The organism is Amycolatopsis sp. NPDC041971 (assembly GCF_055588925.1).
The window spans coordinates 1-23721 of the sequence record NZ_JBVJCE010000029.1; the positions used below are offsets into that span (position 1 = coordinate 1).

At 66.6% G+C, this 23721-nt stretch carries 19 protein-coding genes and 1 pseudogene; 10 read left to right on the top strand and 10 right to left on the bottom strand.

The genetic code is table 11. From position 1 onward, the window contains the following. Positions 1–338: 338 nt before the first annotated feature. Positions 339–920: a hypothetical protein gene (locus tag ACZ6DT_RS38225; RefSeq protein ID WP_465604352.1), complete on the bottom strand. Its 582-nt coding sequence runs from the start codon at positions 918–920 to the stop codon at positions 339–341. A gap of 223 nt (positions 921–1143) precedes the next feature. On the opposite strand from ACZ6DT_RS38225, the gene ACZ6DT_RS38230 reads away from it, so the two are divergent. Further along, on the top strand, positions 1144–1422 hold the full coding sequence (locus ACZ6DT_RS38230; protein WP_465604354.1) for a DUF3892 domain-containing protein: 279 nt from the start codon (positions 1144–1146) through the stop codon (positions 1420–1422). 264 nt (positions 1423–1686) lie between these two features. Here the strand turns inward: ACZ6DT_RS38230 and ACZ6DT_RS38235 are convergent, their stop codons facing one another. Beyond that, complete coding sequence (locus ACZ6DT_RS38235) at positions 1687–2811, bottom strand: MFS transporter (protein WP_465604356.1); 1125 nt, start codon at positions 2809–2811, stop codon at positions 1687–1689. Between the two features lie 143 nt (positions 2812–2954). Between ACZ6DT_RS38235 and ACZ6DT_RS38240 the strand changes: the two genes are divergently transcribed. The 3 genes from ACZ6DT_RS38240 (at position 2955) to ACZ6DT_RS38250 (ending at position 5341) form a co-directional block, all read left to right on the top strand. Beyond that, entirely contained in the window at positions 2955–3848 is an 894-nt protein-coding gene (locus tag ACZ6DT_RS38240) for a LysR family transcriptional regulator (protein ID WP_465604357.1), read from the top strand. A 607-nt stretch (positions 3849–4455) separates the two neighbouring features. Beyond that, entirely contained in the window at positions 4456–4947 is a 492-nt protein-coding gene (locus ACZ6DT_RS38245; RefSeq protein ID WP_465604359.1) for a hypothetical protein, read from the top strand. A 265-nt stretch (positions 4948–5212) separates the two neighbouring features. Beyond that, on the top strand, positions 5213–5341 hold the full coding sequence (locus ACZ6DT_RS38250; protein WP_465604361.1) for a hypothetical protein: 129 nt from the start codon (positions 5213–5215) through the stop codon (positions 5339–5341). Between the two features lie 24 nt (positions 5342–5365). On the opposite strand, the gene ACZ6DT_RS38255 is transcribed toward ACZ6DT_RS38250, so the two are convergent. Genes ACZ6DT_RS38255 through ACZ6DT_RS38265 form a run of 3 tightly spaced genes read right to left on the bottom strand, consistent with a single transcriptional unit; the run spans position 5366 to position 8453 of the window. Next, the gene (locus tag ACZ6DT_RS38255; protein ID WP_465604363.1) at positions 5366–6133 is read right to left on the bottom strand and encodes an IclR family transcriptional regulator; all 768 of its coding nucleotides are present in this window, start codon (positions 6131–6133) and stop codon (positions 5366–5368) included. A gap of 38 nt (positions 6134–6171) precedes the next feature. Further along, positions 6172–7431 (bottom strand): cation:dicarboxylate symporter family transporter, encoded by a 1260-nt coding sequence (locus ACZ6DT_RS38260; RefSeq protein ID WP_465604470.1) that lies wholly within the window; start codon positions 7429–7431, stop codon positions 6172–6174. Between the two features lie 59 nt (positions 7432–7490). Further along, complete coding sequence (locus ACZ6DT_RS38265; RefSeq protein ID WP_465604365.1) at positions 7491–8453, bottom strand: alpha/beta hydrolase; 963 nt, start codon at positions 8451–8453, stop codon at positions 7491–7493. 296 nt (positions 8454–8749) lie between these two features. On the opposite strand from ACZ6DT_RS38265, the gene ACZ6DT_RS38270 reads away from it, so the two are divergent. The 4 genes from ACZ6DT_RS38270 to ACZ6DT_RS38285 all read left to right on the top strand — a co-directional run bounded on the left by ACZ6DT_RS38270 (position 8750) and on the right by ACZ6DT_RS38285 (position 15413). Continuing rightward, the gene (locus tag ACZ6DT_RS38270; protein ID WP_465604367.1) at positions 8750–9658 is read left to right on the top strand and encodes an alpha/beta hydrolase family protein; all 909 of its coding nucleotides are present in this window, start codon (positions 8750–8752) and stop codon (positions 9656–9658) included. A 161-nt stretch (positions 9659–9819) separates the two neighbouring features. After that, positions 9820–11337, top strand: a complete 1518-nt coding sequence (gene glpK, locus ACZ6DT_RS38275; RefSeq protein ID WP_465604368.1) for a glycerol kinase GlpK — start codon at positions 9820–9822, stop codon at positions 11335–11337. 68 nt (positions 11338–11405) lie between these two features. Next, positions 11406–12989: an alpha/beta hydrolase domain-containing protein gene (locus ACZ6DT_RS38280; RefSeq protein ID WP_465604370.1), complete on the top strand. Its 1584-nt coding sequence runs from the start codon at positions 11406–11408 to the stop codon at positions 12987–12989. 120 nt (positions 12990–13109) lie between these two features. Then, positions 13110–15413, top strand: a complete 2304-nt coding sequence (locus tag ACZ6DT_RS38285; RefSeq protein ID WP_465604372.1) for a helix-turn-helix transcriptional regulator — start codon at positions 13110–13112, stop codon at positions 15411–15413. Positions 15414–15530: 117 nt separating this feature from the next. On the opposite strand, the gene ACZ6DT_RS38290 is transcribed toward ACZ6DT_RS38285, so the two are convergent. From ACZ6DT_RS38290 to ACZ6DT_RS38305, 4 genes and pseudogenes are all read right to left on the bottom strand, one after another. Next, positions 15531–15704, bottom strand: coding sequence for an alpha/beta fold hydrolase (locus ACZ6DT_RS38290; RefSeq protein ID WP_465604373.1), 174 nt, complete (start codon positions 15702–15704; stop codon positions 15531–15533). Between the two features lie 265 nt (positions 15705–15969). Further along, positions 15970–16233: pseudogene (locus ACZ6DT_RS38295) on the bottom strand (helix-turn-helix domain-containing protein); the annotation flags it as partial. Beyond that, positions 16122–16451 carry a hypothetical protein gene (locus tag ACZ6DT_RS38300; RefSeq protein ID WP_465604374.1) on the bottom strand — a complete coding sequence of 110 codons (330 nt, stop codon included), beginning with the start codon at positions 16449–16451 and terminating at the stop codon, positions 16122–16124. The gene ACZ6DT_RS38300 and the pseudogene ACZ6DT_RS38295, both read right to left, overlap by 112 nt. A 355-nt stretch (positions 16452–16806) precedes the next feature. Then, a complete protein-coding gene (locus tag ACZ6DT_RS38305; RefSeq protein WP_465604375.1) occupies positions 16807–17901 on the bottom strand; it encodes an IS630 family transposase in 1095 nt (364 codons plus the stop codon). A gap of 470 nt (positions 17902–18371) precedes the next feature. Here ACZ6DT_RS38305 and ACZ6DT_RS38310 point away from each other — a divergent pair, with 470 nt between their 5' ends. After that, positions 18372–18662, top strand: coding sequence for a DUF6355 family natural product biosynthesis protein (locus ACZ6DT_RS38310; RefSeq protein WP_465604377.1), 291 nt, complete (start codon positions 18372–18374; stop codon positions 18660–18662). Positions 18663–19047: 385 nt separating this feature from the next. On the opposite strand, the gene ACZ6DT_RS38315 is transcribed toward ACZ6DT_RS38310, so the two are convergent. Continuing rightward, on the bottom strand, positions 19048–21903 hold the full coding sequence (locus ACZ6DT_RS38315) for an ATP-binding protein (RefSeq protein ID WP_465604379.1): 2856 nt from the start codon (positions 21901–21903) through the stop codon (positions 19048–19050). Between the two features lie 230 nt (positions 21904–22133). Here ACZ6DT_RS38315 and ACZ6DT_RS38320 point away from each other — a divergent pair, with 230 nt between their 5' ends. Continuing rightward, positions 22134–23684 (top strand): S8 family serine peptidase, encoded by a 1551-nt coding sequence (locus ACZ6DT_RS38320; protein ID WP_465604381.1) that lies wholly within the window; start codon positions 22134–22136, stop codon positions 23682–23684. Positions 23685–23721: the final 37 nt, after the last annotated feature.

A 23721-nucleotide genomic window follows, 5' to 3' on the forward strand; every position in this document is an offset into this window, starting at 1 on the left:
TTCGCAAGACAACCCCAACCAGGGCGTCAGTGGCTTTCCGAGCCAGACCCCGCCAAGTCTCCGTCCACACACATCATCACTGTGGCTTTCGCGACACCGTCGCCCACGGCCGCGAGCGAAACCCCGCGACACGACACCTTTGCGTTACCCCTCGATAGGTGACTTGCCGGTGCGCGGAAGGCGAACACGCGTGATTGGAGGGCGAACACGCGTGACTGGAAGGCGAACACGCGTGACTGGAAGGCGAACACGCGTGACTGGAAGGCGAACACGCGTGACTGGAAGGCGAACACGCGTGACTGGAGGGACGACTCGCGGCTGGACTTGCCGGTCACGGGTCACGGGCGGCAGCGTTCGGCGGTCGCGGCGGCCGTCTTCAGTTCGGGTGCCCCGAGGATGGCCGCGACCGGGTCGAGCGCGCCGTGCGTGTCCTTCTGGGCAGAGATGAGCCCTTCGACCGCACGGGCTTGCGCCGCGGTGTCGTTCTTTCCCGACGCGTCCAGATCGGCCTTCGCTTTCACGGTCTTGTCGCGTGCCGAGGTGTACTTCCCCAGGAACTCCTTTTTCGCCGTCTCTCCGGCTGGAACCGGCGCGGCGGGCAATGCGCCGAGGCCGTCGACGGTCTTGGACAGAATGGCCGCGTAGTGCCCGAGCTGGTCGCTCGTGCTCTTCTTGATGGCCTCGACGGTCTCGCCGGTCGCCGAGGTCATCTTGTTGTTGCCCTCGACGAAATCCTTGACCGCGCCGCAGAATCCGCTCATCCAGGCCACCGCCGCGGCCGATTCCGCGACGGACGGCGAAGGCGACGCCTGTGCCGCCGCCGGTGCCGGGTCCGGAGCGCAACCGGCCAGTACCGTCGCGGCCAGCGCGATTCCCGCCGCGCCCAGGATCCCGGCCGTCTTCTTGTGGGCAGCGCACATGTTCGTTTCCCCTCTCCTCCGGCAGGCTTTCCCGGCCGGTTCGAGGACCTTGACACGGCGGAACGTGCGCGGTCTGCGTCATATGACTCAGAACGGACGCTCCGCGCTCGAACTCGTAACGTTCGAGGCACGGCGACCGGACGGCGTAACGAGGCGCGGACAGGGGGCGAGTACCGCATTACCCCTGTTCGCTTCGAGGGCATCCAGCCGAAGAGGTAGCACCATGGCCATCAAGATCATCGCAGCGCGGCTCGAAGGTGGGAAATTCCACGAAAGCATCACGAAACTGCGCTGGGTCAATCCCGGCAGCGGCGAAACCGGCGAGAGTTTCGTTTCGGCGATCGTGGCGTGGATCGAGGACGACGACGGCAAGGCCTACGTGGACGAGGGGATCCACCGGGTCGCCGTGGAGATCCTCAAGCCGACCTTCGGCCCGGAATTCCTGCGCACGCGGGCGGACGGGATCTGGAAGAACAACCTGCTGGAGCTTCCCCGCTTCTGAGCCGGGAGCGTCCACAATGGACCGCAGTGCTCCCAGGTGGTGGGCCGGGTCGGGCTCGAACCGACGGTCAAGGGATCATGAGTCCCCTCCGCCGCCGTGTCAGCGAGTGTCGCGCGATACCGGATTCTGACCATTCCTGCAGGTCAACGCGTACGCCCAATCGGAGACGGCTTGAGCGGGCAAGGACTGCGCTCAAGCCGCGGTTGGTGATCGTCGGGCGCTAGCGTCGATTGGTTTGGCGGCGAACCCGCCGTCTAAGCGTAGCTAGGCTGACCGGCCACCGACGGTAGCAAGAACCAGCACCGCCCCGGCTGCGAATACCCCACCGAGCCACATCACCGCAGTGGTCCCGGCTGCGTCCGTGGCCAGTCCGCCGACCGACGCCCCGGCCGCGATCGCCGCGTTGAACACTCCAGCGAACAGAGCCGACGTCGCTTCACGGGCCTCCGGGGCGGCCACCAGCATCCATGATTGCGAGGCCACCGAGACACCGCCGTACGCCAAGCCCCAGACCACCAACAGCGCCGCCGCCGCTAGCGTGGTCAGCCCCAGGATCGGAACCAGCGCCATCGTCGCCGACAAAGTCCCGCCGAGCACCAGCAGGGTCGCCCGTGGCGATCGCGCCGCTACGGCGCCCGAAGCGAAATTGCCCGCGACCCCGAAGAGCCCGTAGACCAGGAGGAGCGTTCCGATCTGCCCCGCGCTCACCCCGGACACCTCTTCCAGTACCGGCCGGACATAGGTGTACGCGGCGAAATGCCCGGTGACGATCAGCGCCACCACGATCAGCCCGAGGCGCACCCGCGGCACGCCTGCCAGCCGCACCATCTCGCCCAGGCGAACGGCCCCTTCCGTCGGCAACGACGGCAGTGACATCAGCAGCGCGGCCAGTACCACCAGTGAAAGACCACCGGCCCCTACAAACGCGGCCCGCCAGCCGGCCAATTCCCCGAGGTAGCTGCCTGCCGGTACACCCAGCACGGAGGCCACTGCGATTCCGCTGAAGATCAGCGAGGTCGCGGATCCGATCGACCGCGGTGGAACCAGCCGCACGGCCAGGCTCGCCGCGATCGCCCACACTCCGCCCATGCCGATTCCGACGAGGACCCGAGCGACCAGCATGACGCTGAACCCGGGCGACCACGCTGCCAGGAAGTTCCCTGTCGCCAGCAGGGCCATCAACGCGCAGAGCACGACCCGCCGATCGAAATTCCTGAGCGCCGGGATCAGCAGAGGAGCGGAGACGGCCGCGACCAGGCCGGTGACCGTGAGCGTCAGGCCTGCCGCGCCTTTCGTGACCTGCAGGTCACGGGTGATCGGGGTCAGCAGACCCACAGGCAGCATTTCCGAGGTGACCACGGTGAAGGTCGCCCCCGCGAGAGAGCTCACCGCCGGCCAGCCGTTTTTCCTTTGTCCGGTTTCCTCTGACGCCACATGTTCTAGGCAACCGTCGTCCGCTGCCGGGAACAACGGCTGATGTCTCATCCTTCTATGAGCGAGACTACTGGATCCAGGGGGATGGAGGAGACCCGATGAGTGGTGTGGAGATCCGTGAGCTGGAGGCGTTCCTGGTGCTCACCGAGGAGCTGCACTTCGGCCGGGCAGGCGAACGCCTGTACGTCTCCCAGAGCCGGGTCAGTCAACTGCTCCGCTCACTGGAGGGACGGATCGGCGCGACGCTCGTCGAGCGCACGAGCCGCCGGGTAGAACTGACTCCGCTGGGGGAGAAGTTCCTCGCCGAACTGCGTCCGGCATATGAGGCGCTGCGGACCGCCGTCGATCACACGCGCGCCACCGCGCGAGGGATCGGCGGGGTGCTGCGAATCGGTTTCCAGGGCATCATCGACGACCACCTCGCGAACGCCATCGGTGGATTCGAGAAGCACCATCCGGACTGCGCGGTGGAACTCACCGAAATCCCGCTGGCCGATCCGTTCGGCTCGCTCCGCCGTCGGAAGATCGATGCCGCGGTGGTGCTGCTTCCGGTGGAAGAGCCGGATCTCATGCTCGGCCCGGTATTCTCTCGTCAGCCGCAGATGCTCGCCGTCTCGCCTCGGCATCCGTTTGCCCGCAGGGAATCCGTCACCGTGGAGGAGCTGGCGGAATGCCCTCTGATCGGCATCCGCGGCCCGGCCCCGGAATACTGGCGCCGCGCCCAAGCCCCCGAAATCACCCCCGGAGGTCGCCGGATACCGCGCGGACCGACCGTCGGCACACTGCAGGAAGGCATGGGCCTCGCCGCGGCAGGCCAGGGCGGCATGGTGCTGTGCCGCTCGACGGCCGAACACCAAGGACACCGGGATTCGGTCGTCTTCGTGCCACTCACCGGGCTGCCGGAGTCGGTGCTCGGCGTGGTCTGGCATGCGGAGGACAGCGGCCGGGCGCGGGCTTTCGCAGGGGAGATCGCGGTTCGGACTCGAAGCTGACCTCGACATGTGGTCTGACCGGCTTGAAGCCCGGCCCCGTGACTCAGATTGTTCACTTCCTGAACACTCTTCAGAAAAATCACCAGGAGCCTTCGTTGAAGAAGGCAATCTTGCGCCTCCTGGTTCGACTCGACCGCCGAAGGCTCCCCTGCCGAGTTCTCCGTTAAGCCCGTCGAGCAACTCGGCTCCGACATACCCCGTAAACCGCTACGGCAGCTCCGCACGCCCGCTCGAACGCAGTCTTGTCACCCGGTGGTTTCGTTGATCATGGTTCGGTGACCGACCAGACGTTGACCGGTGTGTCCTCGACCAGGGTGTCCTCGGCAGGGTGACGTTGTGCTGGTCACGTAGACCCATCGCGGCGGATAGGGCGATCTGACCCCCGGCGAAGTCCCCGGCGAGCCGCACCTCCCCGTGCAGTTCGCCCACCGGTGTTGTCAGCTCAAGACACCTCCACGACACCGGGCACGTACGTATCGGCTCCCTGAACGCGCGACCGACGTCTGTGGCGCTCACGATGACCTGGCGGGCTGACACAAGTGTTGTCGCCGGGCGGTGGCGTCGCCGCGGTAGGGACGTCCGGCGATTTGGTGATCACATTGTGCGGGTGGCCTCCGGCGAGAGACTGAGTGAGCCCAACACGGTCAGGGTGGTCTTGGCCGCCTCCCGGCTCCTGTACTGGCTCGACAGCCAGGACTTCGCGCTCTCCGGCCTTTCGCAGTCGCTTGTGGATGAATGGCTCGACAGCGGCCGCGGCCACTACCGGTACCTGTATCCCTTCATCACCTGGGCCCGGACCCACGGCTTGATTCCGGCGGGGATCCGCGTCCCTTTCCCGCAATACCCGCCACGGCTGACGCTGCTCGACGACGACGAATGCCTGCTTCAGATGCGCCGGTGTCTCGACGAGGAAGACATCCCGCTCACGGTTCGTGTCACAGGCGTTCTCACCCTCCTCTATGGACTTTTCGTCACGACGATCGTGCGGCTTCGCCACGACCACGTGACCACGACAACAACGGATACCTTCCTGAAGCTCGCCGACCACCCGCCTCGATCCTGGCCCCCCTCACAGGTATCGAGACAGAGACCGCCGTGAAGTGGAATCAAACGCGCGGCACACGATTGGACCTCATATCTCGAAGCTCGCCTATCCCACGGGCCCGGGATCTGAGCCCTCGCCGGCTGTTCGCCGCCGTGGGCCACATGCCCAGCATCGACGCCGAGGTTCACTGGTCGTGGGGGTCCCTGCGACCAGTGAACCTTGTTGTCCTGGTATGGCACCAGTTCACTCCACCGGAAGCAATTCTCACGCCCTGTCGACTGCGACTCTGCACGCGACGAAGACCGGCCGTCTGCCGCTCGTGATCTACGTACTGGCCGTCGATGTCTTCCTGACGGGCAAGATGGAGTTCGTCGTGCCCGGGATTCTTCCGGAGATCGCGGGCGACGTCGGAATCTCGGTCGCGGACGAAAGCCGAGACTCACCGTGAAATCCGTCTTGGCGTGCGTACTGGTCACCAGGTCGGGGCACCGAGGCTGCGGGAGATCGAGCGGGCGGTCTCACGAACGGCCGCGACGAGGTCGCGACGGGGCTGTCGGTCTTCATCGCAGATCCGCTCGATGGCGCCCGTGATCGCGATCGCGCCCACTGTGAGGTTGCGCTCGTCGTGGATGGGCGCGGCGATGGAGGCTTCGCCGTGGACGAGTTCATCGCGATCCATCGCCCAGCCCTCTGCCCGGATCAGGGTGATCTGCTGGCGTAGTTCGTCGCGCTGGACGATGGTAGCGGGCGTCTTGCCGGGCAGGTCGATGCTGTCGGCCAGGACGTCACCGCGCAGGTCGAAGCTGAGCAGGGTTTTGCCCAGCGCGCTGGCGTGGAGTGGTAGCAGCGCCCCGGTTTCCAAGATCTGGAGGCTGTCATCCGGGCGGAAGACATGGTGGATGATGAGCACCTTGTTCTCGTGCACGATGCCGATCCGGACGCTTTCGCCCGATCGGGTGGCCAGAGAGTCCGCCCAGCTGAGGGCTCGGGAGCGCAGTTCATTGACGTCGAGGTAGACGTTGCCCAGGTGCAGCAGCGTCGGACCCAGCCGGTACTTCCCGCCGGCACCGATCTGTTCGACGAACCCGACATACTGCAGCGTCTGCAGGAGTCCGTGCACCGTGCCCTTGGGCAGGTTCATCGCGTGGGCCAGTTCGACGACGCCGAGCTGGCGCGACCCCGAGGCGAGCAGTCGCAGGATGGTGGCCGCGCGTTCGACCGACTGGATCCGTTCTGGCACGCTGCCACCCTAACGATGCCGCCGGCGCGACTGGAAGTTCACGGCCCGTCCGGCACCTCCTCGAACGGTGCTCGCCCGGTGAGGACTCGGTGGGCTTGTTCGCGGTCGAATTCTTTGGTCCAGGTTCCGATGAGGATGGTGGCGATGGCGTTGCCGGCGAAGTTGGTGAGTGCGCGGGCTTCGGACATGAAGCGGTCGATGCCGAGGATGAAGCCGACGCCGTCGACCAGTTCGGGCCGGTGTGTTTGGAGGCCGCCGGCGAGGGTGGCGATGCCGGCGCCGCTGACGCCCGCGGCGCCCTTGGAGGCGATGATCATGAACAGTAGCAGGGAGATCTGTTCGCCGAGTGTGAGTGGCTGGTCTTGTGCGGTGGCGATGAACAGGGTGGCCATGGTCAGGTAGATGGCGGTGCCGTCGAGGTTGAATGAGTATCCGGTGGGGACGGTGATGCCGACGACGGGTTTGGAGACTCCGAGGTGTTCCATTTTCGCGATCAGGCGTGGCAGGGCTGATTCGGACGACGAGGTCGAGAGGATGAGCAGGAATTCGCGGGCGAGGTAGCGGAACAGGGTGAAGATGTTGATGCGTGCGCCGAGCCACAGGACGGTGCCGAGTACGCCGAGGACGAACACCAGGCAGGTCAGGTAGAAGCCGATCATGATGACGGCGAGGCTGCGTAGCGCGCCCCAGCCGGTTTCGCCGACGACGGCGGCGATCGCGCCGAAGGCGCCGACCGGGGCGGCCCACATGATCATGGCGAGGATGCGGAACACGAGGCGTTGGATGTGCTCGATGCCGCGGCGGATGGGTTCGCCCTTGGTGCCGAGTTTCTGGACGGCGAATCCGGTGAGGAGGGCGATCAGCAGTGTCTGCAGGACTTGGCCTTCGGTGAATGCCGAGGCCATGGTCTTCGGGATGATGCCGAGCAGGAAGTCGATGGTGCCTTCGCTGCCTTCGGCTTGGGTGTGGGCCTTCGCGGCGGCGGCCGGGTCGAGGTGCAGGCCCTCGCCGGGGTGCAGGAGGTTGCCGACGAGGAGGCCGATCGCGAGCGCGAAGGTCGACATCGTCAGGAAGTAGCCGAGTGAGAGCAGCCCGACTTTGCCGACCTTCGCGGCCTTCGCCACCGATCCGATGCCGAGGACGATGGTGCAGAAGATGATGGGGGAGATCATCATCTTGATCAGGTCGACGAAACCGGTGCCGAGCGGTTTGAGTTCCCTGGCCAGGCCCGGCGCGGCGAACCCGACGATGACGCCGAGGACCACGGCGGCGATCACCGCCAGGTACAGGTAATGCATCTTGTCTCGGCGACGCGGCGCCGCCTCGGGCGTTGTAGACACCTTTGCCTCCGAGCGTGTCATTGTGCGCGTCCGTTCCACGACGCGGCCATGAAGTCCAGTGCCGCGGGCAGTCCGCTGGTCCAGTAGGCCCACTCGTGGGCGCCTTCGCGTGCGATGAAGTGGTGGGGCACGGATTTGCGGGTCAGGGCCGTGTGCAGCTCGACGTTGCCGAGGAAGAACTGGTCGTACGAGCCGCAATCGAGGAACCAGGCGGTGCGGGACATGTCCGCGGTCGCCGACCGGGTGATGGTGTCGAGCAGGTTCCACTGCCGGTAGAGCGGGTTGGTGAGCCGGGCCCGCCCCTGCAGATCCGCGCCCCAGGCACGAGCGAAGCGCCAATTGTACTCGGCGACGGGCAAGGCCTTCATCTCCTCGGCGGTGCGGTGCCCGACGCTGAAGCCGAACGCCGCGGCGAACAGACCCGGTCTCCGCAACGCGAACGACAGGGCGCCGAAGCCGCCCATGGACTGGCCGCAAATCCCACGGCGCGCCGCACTCCCCCCTGCGCCGTGGGCGGTCTCCACGTAAGGAATGAACTCGTCAAGGAACATGGCGGCGTAGCGGAACGCGCCGTCGGCGTCGTCGGCGTCGTCCATGTAGTACGTCACGAACTGATCGGTGGAGGGTCTGGTCGTATCGCGGCGCGCGTCGGGCATCACGACCAAGGTCGGTGGCAGCCGTCTGGCCGCGATCGCCGCGTCGACGATCTCGCGTACCCGGCCGAGCCGCACCCATTCGGCGTGATCCCCGGTGAGACCATGCAACAGGTACAGGACCGGGTAGGTCCGTGCCCCGCCGCGCCGGTAGCCAGGCGGCGTATAGAGCGAATAAGGCACGTCCGCACCCAGGATCCGGCTCCGCATCCGGAGGGCGACGGTCTCCCCCTTCGCTCGGCCGGTGGCATCGGCACTCGCGTTGCCGAAGAGGGTCGCGGCCGTCGCGGCCGTCGCAGCGCCTAGCACAGTTCGTCGCTGAACCATGTGATGTCCTCATTTCCCGATGTCGCTCGCTTGGGGACGCGAGCCGCCGCAACCATACGCAGTTCGGCAATGCCGAACAAGAGACTCCCGAAAATCTGGCTTTGACCCATAAATCCCGTCAGACTCAGCTTTGTAGTCGAGACTGGGCCTTGAGTGATTCAAATGTTCGACATTGTCGAACAAAGTTTCTTGGCGGCGAAGGTCCGCTATGGCAGGTTCATGCCACCCGCCGGTACGAGGCTGCGAGCCGGAAGCCCGGGTTTGCGCAGTCAGGTGAACTCAACGAGGAGAACTTCATGCGACTTCAGCTCACGACCCGGAGGAGCGTTGCCGTCCTGTCGGCGGTTCTGGCCTGTGCCGTGATCGGCGGTACCGCCGACGGCGCGACAACAGCGCCACGACTCACCGCCTCGGTGACCGCGAACGCCTATGAACGCGGCCCTGCACCGACCGAGGAATCGGTTCGTGCCCCGCGGGGCACGTTCGCCGTGACGTCGGTGACGATCGCGCGTTCACAGGTGACCGGGTTCGGAGGCGGGACGATCCACTACCCGACCGACACCAGTCAGGGCACCTTCGGTGGCATCGCCGTCGTCCCGGGGTACACCTCGCCCGAGAGCGCGATCGCGTGGCTTGGACCGCACCTGGCGTCGCGCGGCTTCGTGGTCATGACCATGGCGACGATCAACACCCAGGACCAGCCCACCTCCCGCGGTAATCAGCTGCTCGCCGCGCTGGACTACCTCACCCAGAAATCCCCGACCCAGGTCCGGCAGCGCCTCGACAGCACCCGGCTCGGCGTCATGGGGCACTCCATGGGCGGTGGCGGCACCCTTTACGCGGAATCGGTCCGCAAGACCATCAAGGCCGGCGTCCCGCTGGCCCCCTACAACCAGGACAAGACGTGGGGGTCCATCACCACACCCACCCTGCTTCTCGCCGGCACCGCCGACAACGTCGCCGGCATCGCGCAGCATGCCCGCCCCATGTACACCAGCATGACCAGCGCCCGTGAACGTGGTCTGATCAACGTCACCGGCGCCGATCACGGCACCTTCACCAGGGAACACCCGGTGATCGGCAAGTTCACCGAAGCCTGGATGAAGCGGTTCATCGACAACGACACCCGCTACAACCAGTTCCTGTGCCCCGCCACCACCGGCAATGGTGTCAGCGAATTCCAGGCGACCTGTCCGATGTCCTGACCTCGCAGACTCTCGTTGGCGGCTGCCCGCCGAGCAGGTGGCGGGCAGCCACCACGTCCACTACGTACGTGGCGATCTCCGTAGCCTTCCGGATTCCGATACCCCCGCGCGGCCGGAAGGCTGATGCTCTCTCTGTCCGGGCAAACCCCTTGCGAGGAGCCATGACCCCCGTCCGAGCCGACCGACGCGGTCGGTATGTCGCGGCCATCGACCAGGGCACGACCTCAAGCCGCTGCATGATCTTCGATCGCCGCGGCGGTATCGTCTCCCTCGCGCGCCGGGAGCACCGCCAGATCTTCCCCCAGCCGGGTTGGGTGGAACTCGACCCGCGGGAGATCTGGACCTGTGTGGAACAGAGCGTCAAAGAAGCTTTGGCCTATGCGGGGACAACAGCTCTCTCGCTCGCCGCTATCGGTGTCACCAACCAGCGCGAAACAACCGTGGTGTGGGACCGAGCCACCGGGGTCCCGGTGCACAACGCCGTCTCCTGGCAGGACACCAGAACCTCGACCACGATCGAGACCCTCGCGGCAGAGTCCGATATGGACCGTTTCCGCGAAAGATCAGGTCTCCCGCTGACAACGTATTTCTCCGGACCGAAACTGGCGTGGCTACTGGCCAACATCCCCGGTCTCGCCGCGCGCGCCGAACAGGGCGACGTGCTGTTCGGCACCATGGACAGCTGGCTGATCTGGAACCTCACCGGCGGATTACACGTCACCGACGTCACCAACGCCAGCCGCACCATGCTGATGAACCTCACCACGCTTGACTGGGATGAGAGCATCCTGCGGGAATTCGGGATTCCCCGAGCCATGCTTCCCGCCATCCGGCCGTCCTCACATCCCTACGGCGTCGCCACCGGAGTCCTCGAGGGCGTGCCCGTCGCGGCCGCACTCGGCGACCAGCACGCCGCCCTGTTCGGCCAGACCGCGTTCTCCCGCGGAGATGTCAAAAGCACCTACGGCACCGGCAGCTTCCTCCTGCTCAATACCGGCCGCGAACCGGTGCGATCGGCGCATGGCCTCCTGACCACAGTGGCCTTCCAGCTCGATGGCCACCCCGCGTCCTACGCGCTGGAAGGGTCGATCGCGGTCACGGGCGGGTTGGTCCAATGGTTCCGCGACACCCTCGGCCTCATCCACACCGCCGCCGAAATCGAAACCCTCGCCGCAACCGTCGCCGACAACGGCGGCTGCTACATCGTCCCCGCCTTTTCCGGCCTGTTCGCCCCGCACTGGAACGCCACCGCCCGCGGCGTGATCACCGGCCTCACCGGCTACGTCAAACCCGGCCATCTGGCCCGCGCCGCCTTGGAGGCGACCGCCTGGCAAACCCGTGAAGTCGTCGACGCCATGCGCGCCGATACTGGCACCACCCTCACCGAATTACGCGTCGACGGCGGCATGACCGCCGACAATCTGCTCATGCAACTCCTGGCCGACACCCTCGGCATACCGGTCAGCAGGCCGACCGTCGCCGAGACCACCTGCCTCGGCGCCGCCTACGCCGCCGGCCTCGCGGTCGGCTACTGGGCCGACCTGGAGGTCCTCAGGAGCAACTGGCACAAAGCCGCCGAATGGCACCCCCGCCTCGACGAACAGCTCCGAGAACGCCGCTACCGCAAGTGGCGCAAAGCCGTCCGCCGCAGCCTCGACTGGATCGACGAGGACGACTGACCTCGCTGCCGCCGCAGAGCCGCCACCCCACCTCACGACACCGACCACAACCGCATCAAAGGAATCCCATGCGCCCCAGATCCGCACTCCGCCGCGGCATCGCAGCCGGCCTCCTGGCACCAGTCCTGGCCGGCCTGATCGCCGTTCCCGCCTCAGCCACCCCGGGTGGTGTCCTGCCCCGGGTGACCGGCCCGATCGCGCAGGACAACCGGTCTCATGCCTTCGGCGCCGCGGCCCACCAGTCCGTGCCGGAAAACCTCGCCGCCAGCGGATACACCGAGGCCGAGTACTTCCTCAGCGGCCGGGCGAACGTCTACACCTGGCCAGCCGGTGGCCCGGCCGCCGTCCGCACCCCGAACGCTCCCTACACGACGCGGCTACTGGTACGGAAACCCGCGAAGGGCAAGCGATTCAGCGGCAAGGTCGTCGTCGAGATGCTCAATCCTTCCAACCTCTTCGACCTCAACATCGGCTGGGCGATGCTGCGCCGTCAGCTCATCGCCGAAGGCGACGCCTGGGTCGGGATCACCATCAAGCCCGTGTCCGTCGCCGCGCTCCAGAACTTCGATCCTGTTCGTTACGCGCCGCTCTCCCTGGCCAACCCGCTACCGGTCACCGATCCGGCCAATTGCGCCAACCCGCTCACACTCATTCCCGGTGACAGCTCCCGAGCGACCGAGAACGGCCTGGCGTGGGACATCTACAGCCAGATCGGCGCTCTCCTGCGCGGCAACCGGACCGACAACCCTCTGCGGTACGGAGAACATCACAACCCACCGGTCCAACGGCTGTACGGGTTCGGCTACTCGCAAACCGGCGGCTACCTCTACAACTATGTCAACGGCATCCAGCCCCTCGTGGTCCGCGCGACCGGACGCCCGATCTACGACGGCTACCTCGTCGCGGTCGCCGGGGGCTCCTTCGTGGGTGCCGCGCCGATGAACCAATGCGACCCCGCGCCACCCATCGGTGACCCCCGCAGGCAGTTCGACCACGCTGGAACACCGATCCTGCACCTGATGTCCCAATCGGATTACCTGAGGGGAATCGACTCCCGTCGCCCCGACAGCGACCTGCCCGGCGACCAATACCGCGGCTACGAGATGGCCGGTGCCGGCCACGCCACCCCCGACGAACTGCACGCATCCGCCAAACCCGCCGACATCGTCAAAGCCGGACGGCAAGTGCCTGCCCCCGGCTGCGATCAGGGGCCCCGCAGCCCCTTCCCCAGCCAGATCTTCTTCGACGCCGCACTACGCAACCTCGACCACTGGGTCACAGGGAAAACGATCCCGCCTCGCGCCGCCCCCATCACCGTCCACAACGGAACGCCGGCCACCGACCGATTCGGCAACGTCATGGGCGGCCTGCGCTCCCCTTACCTCGACGTGCCCACCGCCACGTGGTCGGGAACCTCCACCGGCCCCTCCTTCTGCGCCATCGCCGGACATGTCACCCCGCTGCCCGCCGCGACCCTCGCCCAGCTCTACCCCACCCACGACCACTACGTCCGCCAGGTCGCCGCCAGCACCGCCGGACTGGTCACAGCCCGGTACCTCACCCCCGCCGACGGCGCACGGCTGATCAGGGAAGCCATCCATGCCCCCGTCCCCGATCGGGGCACGGCTCCGCGTCCGCAACCCCGGCGTTGACACAGCACAACGCCACGAGCAGGTTCGTCCTCTCCAGCAGAAGACGCCAGGTCGCTTGTGGCGTCGGCTATCCGGTCGCGGACCTGTCGTCTGCTTCACGGTGCCGTACGATTCGGCCGCATGTACTGGCTCGCCCGACGTGCCGACGACACCGGCCAAGGCCGTTTTACCAGCTACTTCGGGCGTGACGCCGAAGGTGCCGAGGTACGCAGGCTCATCGACACCGGACGGCTGACCACCCTCACCGGACCGGGAGGAGTCGGCAAGACCCGGTTGGCGATCACGGTGATGCGGCAGACCGCGCCGGATTACGCGGGCGGCGCGGTGTTCGTCGGTCTGGCCGAACTCCGCGACCCCGCGTTGATCGCCAATCTCATCGCCGACCGCCTCAGCCTGCACGACCGGCCCGGCGAGACCACCCTCGACACCGTGCTCGCCCACCTGCGGAATCAGGCGCTTCTGCTCGTGCTGGACAACTGCGAGCACGTGGTCAGCGCGTGCGCCGACGTAGTCGAGGCCATCCTGCACACCTGTCCGGGCGTCGTCGTGCTGGCCACCGGGAGGCAGTCCCTCGACATCCCCGGTGAGCGGGTAATGCCGATACCGCCGCTTTCCGTCCCTCCAGAGGCCGGGTCCGACGCGCTTGCGGACTTCCCCTCAGTCCAGTTGTTCTTGGACCGGGCACGTGCGGTGGTGCCCTCTCTCCTGGTCGACGACGGCACACTCGCCGACGTGGCGCTGCTGTGCCGGCGGCTGGACGGTCTACCGCTCGCCATCGAACTGGCCGCGGCACGGGTACGCGCACTGTCACCACGGCAGATCTCCGACCGGCTGGACCGAGGCCTGCCCGTGCTCACCACTGGCCCGCGCACCGCCCCGGAACGACACCACACCCTGCGCGCCACCATCGACTGGAGCTATCGGCTGTGCTCGCCGTCGGAGCAGGCGGTCTGGCGGCAGGTCTCGGTCTTCGCCGGCAATTTCGAACTCGCCGCGGCCGAGTTCGTCTGCGCGGGGACCGACACTCTGACCGTGCTCGACCTGATCGACGGATTGCTGGACAAATCCGTGCTCCTGCGCGAGGAACACGGCGACGTCGTGCGGTACCGGCTGCTGGAGACGCTGCGCGAGTACGGCCACGAGTTGCTCGCTGAGTCCGGTGAACTGACCGAGACGATGCGGCGCCACTGTCAGTGGTACGACAGGCTGACCGCGACGGCCGAAGCGGAATGGGTCAGCGCCGCACAGGACGGCTGGGTGACCAGACTGAATCAGGAGCACGCGAATCTGCGGGCCGCACTGGACTGGGCGCTGCGGCAACCAGGTGAGGCTTTGGTCGCGTTGCGGATCGCCACCAGGCTCGACGAATACTGGACGCTACGCGGATCGCTCGCCGAAGCCCGCACGTGGCTCGAACGAGCGCTCGCCAAGACACCTGCCGACCATCCTGACCGCCCGATGGGACTGGGAGTCTGCGCGCTGCACGCGTTATGGCAGTTCGACGTCGAGAACGCCGAGACACTGCTGACCGAGGCGGACACACTGCTGACGGCGACCTCAGCCGAACCAGCACAGACCTTCGTCAAGCATGTACGCGCGCTGGGTGCGATGTTGCAGCGCGACTTCGAGTCTGCGGTCACGTTGTCGACCGACACCGCGGCATCCTTCCGAGCCCAAGGAGATCTTCGCCGCGAATTCCACCCCTTGTTCATCCTCGCCGTAAGCATCTCCACACTCGGAGACCTCGACCGGGCGCGCGAGGTCGCGGGACGAATGCTCACGCTGACCAAGTCGGCGGGCGAAGCGTACTACCTCAGTATGGCCGAGTACGCCCGCTCATGCGTCGAGGCACTCTATGGCGACGCCACAGTCTCCATGGAAGCGTCGCACTCGGGTCTGCGAGCCTCCCTGCGCATCGGCAACCGCTTCGGCGCCGCCCACCACACCGAAATTCTGGCGTGGCTGGCCGCACGACAGGACGAACACCTGCGGTCGGCGATTCTTTTCGGCGTCGCCGCCAGGCTCTGGCACCTCGTCGGGTCCTCTGCCGAGGCGGCAGGATCTCTTGCCGTGCCCCATTTCGACCACCTGAACAAGGCCCGCGACGCCCTTGGCGAAGCCCGCTTCAACCAGGCCCGCGCCGCCGGCGAGGCCCTACCCGACGACACCGCAATGGCCTACGCGCTCGGAAAGAGCGTTCCACCCGCAGACCTGGGCCTACCGGGCGAATCGCTCACCATCCGCGAACGCGAGATCGCCTCCCTCGTCGGCGCAGGACTGTCCAACCGGGACATCGCCACAAAACTGGTCATCTCCGTCCGCACGGTGGAAACACACGTGCAGAACATCATGACCAAGTTCGGCGTGAGCAACCGCACCCGGATCGCCACCCGGATAACCTCCACCGACACCACACCGAGCTGACCACCCGCACCTCACCGTGTATGTGCACGGCACCAGTACACAGAGCAAAGTTGCGACGACAAGCGATAATCGGCATCTCCCAGCGTCTGTTGGCATGGCTGCCTGCCGCAGCGATTACTACTCCCGGTCCTGGGCGAAGCGGTCGGTGGCGGCGATGATCGCGGGGGTCATGCCGCCACCGTTATGACCGGTGTCGTCGAAAACGACGAGCTCGCTTCCGGGCCAGACCCGGTGCAGTGACCAGGCGATCCCGAGCGGGCTGCTGGCGTCGTAGCACCCGTGGATCAGCACGGCGGGAATCCCGTGAAGTCGCTCGACAACTGGTGAACTGGAGTTCGGCGTCGAAGACTGTCATATTCAGCGCCGTAGCCGTCTGGTGCCCTCTACCGGCTAGAGAAGCGGGCAGCCAGCTTCCAGGTTGGTGCCGGTCCGTGGTGAGGGGCGCAGGCTGATGAGGCTGCCAAGATAGAGGTCGATCGCGCTCCCGGGGCGGGAGTAACGCCGTCGGGGTGCGACCGATCAATAGACGAAAGTCACGATTGAGGTGCGCTTGATCGGTATAGCCGCACAGCGCCGCGAGCCTGGATAGCGGCGGCGGGTTCGTGCCTGTCAGAAGCCGGATCGCGTGGTGACAACGGGTAATCCGCCCGACAGCTTTCGGTGGCAGGCCGACTTCCCGGTGGAAGCGGGTGGCCAGATGTTGACGACTCAGGCCGGCTTGTTCGCGAGTTCGTCGACCGTCACGGCACCGCCCGATATCGTCAGGCTGCGCCAGCTGCGGTCGAGTGACTTGGACAGAACCGGTTCGTCCAAGAGCCAGCTCGACAACCGCCGGTCAAGAATCCTGAACCGATGGTTCGAATCCCGCGCCTCACGCAGCTCATCCCGAAGCATTCTGGCTCGTGCGCCCAGGAGATCGTCGAATCCCACACTGGTCCGGCCGATTTCCCGCAGCGGCAGACCGAACAGCGCTCGTGCGCCCAGCGGGGTCAACTCGATGACGATCCCTCGCTCCCGGCCCACCCGCGTATAGGTCATCGGCTTGTTCGAAAGCCCGACGACGGGGAAAACGCCGCCACCGTAGGTGTTTCCGGAACACGGGTGGTTCGCTGGAAAGCCAGTAGAAACTGACCCAGCGCGCCAGGCGGCGATCGGGCGACCGAGTCTTCCAGAACTCGGCGTCAGACGACAAAGTCTCCCCCACCGTTATTCCCCTCGGTTCCGGCAATGCCAGGAGCGACATCCGTACCTCGAAAAGCATGGCAGTAGAGGTGCTCCGGTGGAGCTTCCTGGCTGTGTTTGAACCGAAAGGAGGCATCCAACCCCGTGGTCGTGACACCTGGTACGACCACGGCCGGCTCGGATGAACTAGTGTCTCGTGATCCTGATGTCGTTACTTGGCGTTGTTGTCGACGAGTTTCTTGATGTTGGTCTGGACGAGCTTGACCTTGGCCAGGATCTCGTCGGCGGTGGCGGTCCAGGTGAAGGGCTTGGCGGTGGAGTTCCAGTGCGCGATGTAGTCACGGATCTGCTTGATCAAGACCTTGACGCTGGTGAAGGTGCCTCGCCGGATGGACTGGCGGGTGATGATCCCGAACCAGTTCTCGATCTGGTTGATCCAGGAGGATCCCTTGGGTGTGAAGTGAAACCGCACGTGCGGGTTGTCGGCCAGCCAGGCCATGACCTCCGGGGTGGTGTGGGTCGAGAGATTGTCCAGCGCAACGTGAACGTCCTTGCCCGCGTGCGGTGTCACGGCCTTCTTCAGAAACGCCAGGAACTGCACGCCATCGCGGATCGGCGCGCACTCGCCCATGACCTCTCCGGTGCCCACGTTCAACGCCGCGAACAGGTTCGTGGTGCCATGGCGGACGTAGTCATGCGTGCGTTTCTCGGTCACGTCGAAGTCGATCGGCAGCAGCGGTTGAGTGCGGTCCAGGGCCTGGATCTGGGTTTTCTCGTCGATCGAAAGCACCACCGCACCGCCGGGTGGGTCCAGATACAGCCCGACAATGTCGGCGACCTTCTCGGCGAACTCCGGGTCCTTGCTGAGCTTGAACGTGCCGTGGTGATGCGGTCTGATTCCGTTCTCCCGCCACAGTTTCGCGACATAGTGGTAGGACACCGAGACACCTTCGGCGCGGGCGATGAACGCGACCATCTCCCGGCTCGACCAGTGCGACAGGCCGGTTGAAGGCGGCGGACTGGTCCGGCTCAGCGCCAAGATCCGGGCTCGGATCGAGGCCGGGACCTGCTCGCGGCTGGCGCCCCGTGGCCGGTCAAGCAGGCCCGCGATTCCCTCTGCCGTGTAGCGATCCAGCCACAGATCCACCGTCGGCCGCGACACCCCAGCAAGCATGGCGACGTCCTTCTTCTGCCTGCCATCAGCGCACCACAGCACGATCCGGGCTCTCGTCGCTACCGTCGCAGCCACGTCCGAGTTGTAGACCAGAGCCCGCAACTCGGCACGCTGCACCTTCGTCAACTCCACCACCCCAGCCAACACCACGCCCCGTCAACCCAACGTAAACCAAACAGAATCACGAAACACTAGTGGATCGAGGGCCCGTGGCGCCGCTGCAACCGCGGAGACAGACGGGCGTCCAGCGCCAACCAAACCGGCGGCCTTGCATTTTTCCAATCCAAGGGCGCTGTTCGCCGCTAAACTCGGGTTCGCATCCACGAAACCGATGAGCAGTTGCTCGCTGCGAGCGTAAAACACGTAGGCGGGGATGCCTGCCTATGATTTTTCCTTCTAGTTCGATTCCTATAACTACAGGAACGTCTACCCGACCTGACGGGTATCACCACAGGCAGCGAACTCCAGGTCTACAGCAACGTCATGGGCGACACCGGCGAAAGGACTATCACCAAGGAACGCACTGACGTTACCCCAACTGGAGCTGCGTCCATCACATCGCATGAACCCTTGATCCGAGCAGAAAAGAAAGGTGAATTCACATGCGCAAAACCCTGACCAGAGGAATCGCGGTATTTCTGGGAGCGACGGCTTTGCTGATCTCCGGCGCGGCACAGGCCGGCGCGACCGGGAACACGGTGGAGGAGGTGTGCGGCTTCTATACAGCGGGGGGACACGCCTACTACAAGCACTGCGGGGCCATCCCTGTCGGCGTTTGGGTGGACACCTGGGACGGCCAGGACGAGAAGTGGTACTGCGCTCCCCCCGGCGATGACCGCTACCTCGGCCCCACGAGCAAGATCAGCTGGGCATCCCACCAGCAGGCCTGCTGAACCTGCCGGTTACGGCGTCAACACGGGTTTCCCTCGACCGGCACGCGCGGGGTGGGCATCGCGCTCACCCGCGCGTGCCGCGGCTCAGTTCTGGCATCGCAAGTCAAATCGGCCCCGGTCCGGCATTCTGAACTGGCCCCGGCGGTCGGGTTGCAGGATCGGTCGGCATCTTGTTGTGGCTCCACCTACTGTTGTTGTCGACGTGGTCCGGCACTCTGACTTGGCCCCACCTCGTTCGTGTGTGTCGTTGGTCGATCGGTGCGTGCACCAGTGATGACGGCTTGGTGGCCAAGATCGTGGGATGAGCCCGGCAGCCATCGCGGCGACCGTTCGTGCTGCGTCGAGTCTCGACGGTGAACTGCCGTACCGGACCCCACCCGGCATCTCATAAGAAGCGGACGTCGTGGCGGGAGGAGACGTTCAGCTTGCGGCGGACCTTGACCACATACTCCTCGACCGTGCGGCGGGAAAGGAACAGCGCTTGGGCGATGTCGCGGTTGGTGTGGCCGCCTGCCAGAAGGCGGGCGACATCCTGTTCACGCGGGGAGAGTTCGCTGCCGTAGCCGCGCCTCCCGCGGGGTGAGGGGGTGGCCACGCCGGTGCTGCGGGTGCGATGGCGGCAGCGGGCGGCGTCGACCGTGGCCCCCAGGGAGTCGTAGGACTGGGTCAGCGCTTCGAGCACCGTGGCGTCGGTAAGGGTTTCACCTTCGGCCTGCTCGGCAAGTTGGGTGGCTCGGTAGGACAGGCCCAGGTTCCAGTGCAGGTCGATCGCTTCCCGGTAGAGCCGGTCGGCCACGTCACGGTCGGCCGCGGCCGCGGCCAATCGCGCGCGGCAGGCGGTCAGCCCCGCTTGGGCCAGTGGGGCGTCGACCCCTCTCAGACCAAGGGCTGTTTCCGCGACGAGCAGCCGCGCGGCGTCGACATCCCCGACTGTCAGGTAGTAGTCGACGGCCTGGGGCAGGATGTCGCCTGACCACACCCACGCACCTTTGGACCGCAACAGCGCCACGCCGCGTCTCACGTGTTCCTCCGCCGCGGCGGCCTTGCCCCGGCTGAGAAGCATGCCCGCCATTCCGCCGGCCGCCGATATGCCCACCGGGAAGACCTGGGCTGTCGGATACGACCCCGCCGCCGCCTGGAAGGCTTCCTCCGCCCGCACCCACTCACCGCGTGCCGCCGCCAGCCAACCGCGCGTGAGGTGCAAATCCGTGGTCAGCAACAGGTCCGCGTAGATTTCGATCAAGCGGTCGATGCGTTGTTCCAATCCCTGCCATCGCCCACTGAGCCAGTCGAGCCGCACCGCCGTGGCCTCGGCGGTGCCGACGACGTAGGAAGAGGTGACTCGTTTGGCCAAGGCGATCCCGTCGCGCAGGAACTCGCGTGCTCGGGAATAGTGTCCGATCCACGAGCACGCGTCCGCCAGGTTGCAGTGTGCCCGAGCCAGGTGGTGGAGTTCCTCAGGGTCTTGCACATCCGACGGGGATGGCAGCTGCGCGATGCGTTCCCAGGTGCTCGGGTCGCCGATGATGAGCCGCCCGCCGAGCGTCGTGGCCAGCAGTGCGGTGCGCGAGGCTTGGGTGGGCAGGTGGTCGATGACGCTCTCGACCCGGTCGAGCGAGGTCTGGTGCTCAGCGACCGACGCCGTCCCCAGGTATGGTCCGGCCATGGCCGCCATGCCGCGCACAGTACGTTCCGGCTGGTCACCAAGCAGGTCGATGGCGTGGGTGATCTCCTCGGCACCGCGATCGACCGACCCGGTCTCACGTTGACGCAGCAGCCCGAACCACAGATGCACCTGCCCTCGCACGTCCGGGGCCAGGCGCGGGTCCGACAGCAGGCTTTCGACTCGCGCGGTGATCACCCCGCCGGGTAGTCCCGTCAGGGCGTAGTCACACAGCTTGGTCGCCAACCGGTTCGTGGCTTCGGGACTGGTCTCCGCATCGACCAGCACCTCGAACAGCAGGTCGACCGCGGTGGACACGTCTTTCACGTCCTCCGCGGCCTTGGCGGCGAGTTCGCTGTACCGCAACCATTCGCCCTTCAGACCCGCCGCCTTGGCGTGCGCGGACAGGCGAGCGACAGGCGCGTGATCGAGGGCGGACAGCGCGGCTATCGCGCGTTCGTGCAGGTCCCGCCGCAGCGGACCGGGCAGCGAACCATACACCGCGCGCCTGGCGATGTTGTGCCGGAAACCGTACCTGTTGGCCGCTTCCTCCACGAGCACACCGGATTCCACCGACGCGATCAGGTGTGCCGCTTTCGCCTCACCCGCCACGGCGCCCAGTACCTCGGGCGTCTCCGGGACGCCCAGCACCGCTGCGGCCTCGGTGATGATCCGCGCGGCCTCAGGCAGGGTTCCCAGCTGCTCCTTGACCGCGTCCGCCACCGCGGCCGGCACGTCGATCCCGTCGAGGACGCGCCGGGCGAGGTCACCTTCGGCTCGCACGTCCCGCACCGGGTCACTCAGCGCCCGCACCGTTTCCTCGACCACGAACGGGATCCCCGCCGTCTCGTGCAGGACGGCCTCGGCGAACCCCCGCGACGTCGCGGCGGCCCCCACGAGGGCGTCGATCATGGTGCGCACCTCCGCCGCGCCGAAAGGGCGCAGGATCAGGTTGACGCCGGTGACTCCGTGCGGGACATGGAAGGCGTGGCCGAGTGGTGCCCCCGACAGGAGGTCCTCGCGGCGGTAGGTCACCACGATCGACAAGTCCGGTGGCGGGTTCGCCATCACGAATCGCAACACCCGGCGGGTCTCTTCGTCCGCCCAGTGCAGGTCCTCGAGCACGAGCACGGTCGGCCCCAGTGAACGGAGCAGATCGCGCACGGCGCGGAAAACTCGGTGCCGCTCGGCCTCTGGATCGCCAAGGGCGCGTGGCGCCGGCGGCAGACGGTCGGCGAGTTCGGGCAGATAGTCCCGCAGCGCACCGGTCACCGGACCGGGCTCACCCAGCAGCAGGGCATCGCACTGGCTGAGGCAGTCGAGGAGCACTCCGTACGGGAACGGCTCGGGCAACGGCAGGCACGAACCCATGACCACACGCGGGGTTCCCTCTCGGGCGGCTGCGGCGGCGAATTCGGAGACCAGTCTGGTCTTGCCCACTCCGGCCTGCCCCTCCACGAAAACAGCCGACGGCGGGTTCCTCACCGCACGGAGCATCGCGGTGAGGTCCGTGTCCCGGCCGATCATCGGCAGCGAGCAGGATCCGACGGAGAGGGAATTCACGCGGCCATCAACCATGCTCGCTCCTGTCGGTGATCCGCCTGCAGAGGAATCCCGACATGGTAGGTCGGCGGACGCGGGTGCCATAACCCCGCGAGGTACGGCACTTGCGTCCAAACAGGATCAGGTACCGATACGGGTCGCGACCACACTTGTTCCCCTGCCTCCCAGGACGAAGGGTGATTCCCCGAGCGGCTTGATGTCACAACCCCGCCCTACGGCCGTTCGAACGCACGATGGAGGAATCGATGCAACAGTGCAGAACGCGATGGATATCAACCCTGTTCACCGTCGCGGTCGCCGCCGCGGCAGTGGTGGCGACCGCGGGCGTGGCCGTGGCGCAGCAGGCGGAAGCGGCTGTCGTCCAAGCCGATCGGCATTACACCGGGCAGTACATCGTGGTGCTCGGGGGTGGCGCCCGTGCCGCGGCGGACGGTCACGCCGCGACACTCACCCAGCGCTACGGCGGCGAGGTGACCGGCACGTACTCGGTCACACTGAACGGTTTCTCGGTCCGCGACCTTACCGAGCGGCAGGCGCGGCGACTGGCCGCAGACCCGTCGGTCAAGGCAGTGCACCAGGACGGCACGACCAGGGCCGCGGGTGAGCAGCCGAGTCCGCCGTCGTGGGGTCTGGACCAGATCGACCAGCGAACCGCCACCCTGGACAAGAAATACACCTTCCCGAACTCGGGTGAGGGTGTGACCGCCTACGTCATCGATTCCGGGGTGCAGACCCAGCACCCCGAGTTCGAGGGCAGGGCGAGTCACGGCTACGACTCACTCGACAACGATACCGACGCCGGCGACTGCTACTGGCACGGCTCGCACGTGGCGGGGACGATCGCGGGCAAGACCGTCGGGGTGGCGAAGAAGGCCAAGGTCGTGGCCGTGCGCTCACTGGACTGCAAAGGCTCCGGCCCGGACTCGGCCACGGTCAGCGCCATGGAGTGGGTGGCCAAGAACGCCGTCAAGCCCGCGGTGGTGAACCTGAGCCTGGGCATGGACACGCTCGGCGTCGGTGACGAACAGGTCAAGGCCTTGGTGGCCAAGGGGATCGTCGTGGCCGTCTCCGCGGGCAACGACGGCAAGGACGCGTGCGCCGTCAGCCCGGCGCGCGTCCCGGAGGCGCTCACCGTCGGTTGGTTCAACAAGGACCGCACCCGCGGCGGGAACCACGGCCGCTGCATCGACCTTTTCGCACCGGGCGGCAACATCTACTCCAGTGACAACGCCGGATCGTTCCGTACCGCCAGCGGTACGTCCATGGCCTCCCCGCACGTCGCGGGCGGGGCTGCGCTGTATCTGGCCGCGAACCCCGGCGCGACCCCGCAGCAGGTCAGCGACGCGCTGGTGCGCAGCGCGACCCCGGACCTGATCACCAACCCCGGGACGGCCTCGCCGAACAAGCTGCTTTACGTCGGCGACCTGGGTGGCGGCACGCCGCCCGGATGCGGGGTCAAGAGCAACGATCAGGATGTGGCCATCCCCGACGCGGACGCCGCGGTGGGCACCTCCGTGAGCCAGGATTCCTGCGAAGGCAAGGCCTCGGCCACGCTGGCGGTGCGAGTGGACATCGACCACGGCTACACCGGAGACCTCGCCATCGACCTGGTCGGGCCGAGCGGGTCGTCCTATCCGCTCAAACGCGCGGGCGGCGTCGGCGAATCCGGCGGCGTGCACCAAAGCTTCACCGTCGACGCCTCGCACGAGGACGCGAACGGCACGTGGCGGCTCTCGGTGCGCGACATCTACCGGTTCGACGTCGGCACGCTCACGGGCTGGTCGATCACATTCTGACCGAAGTGGACAGACAGCGCCGACCACTCTCCCTCTC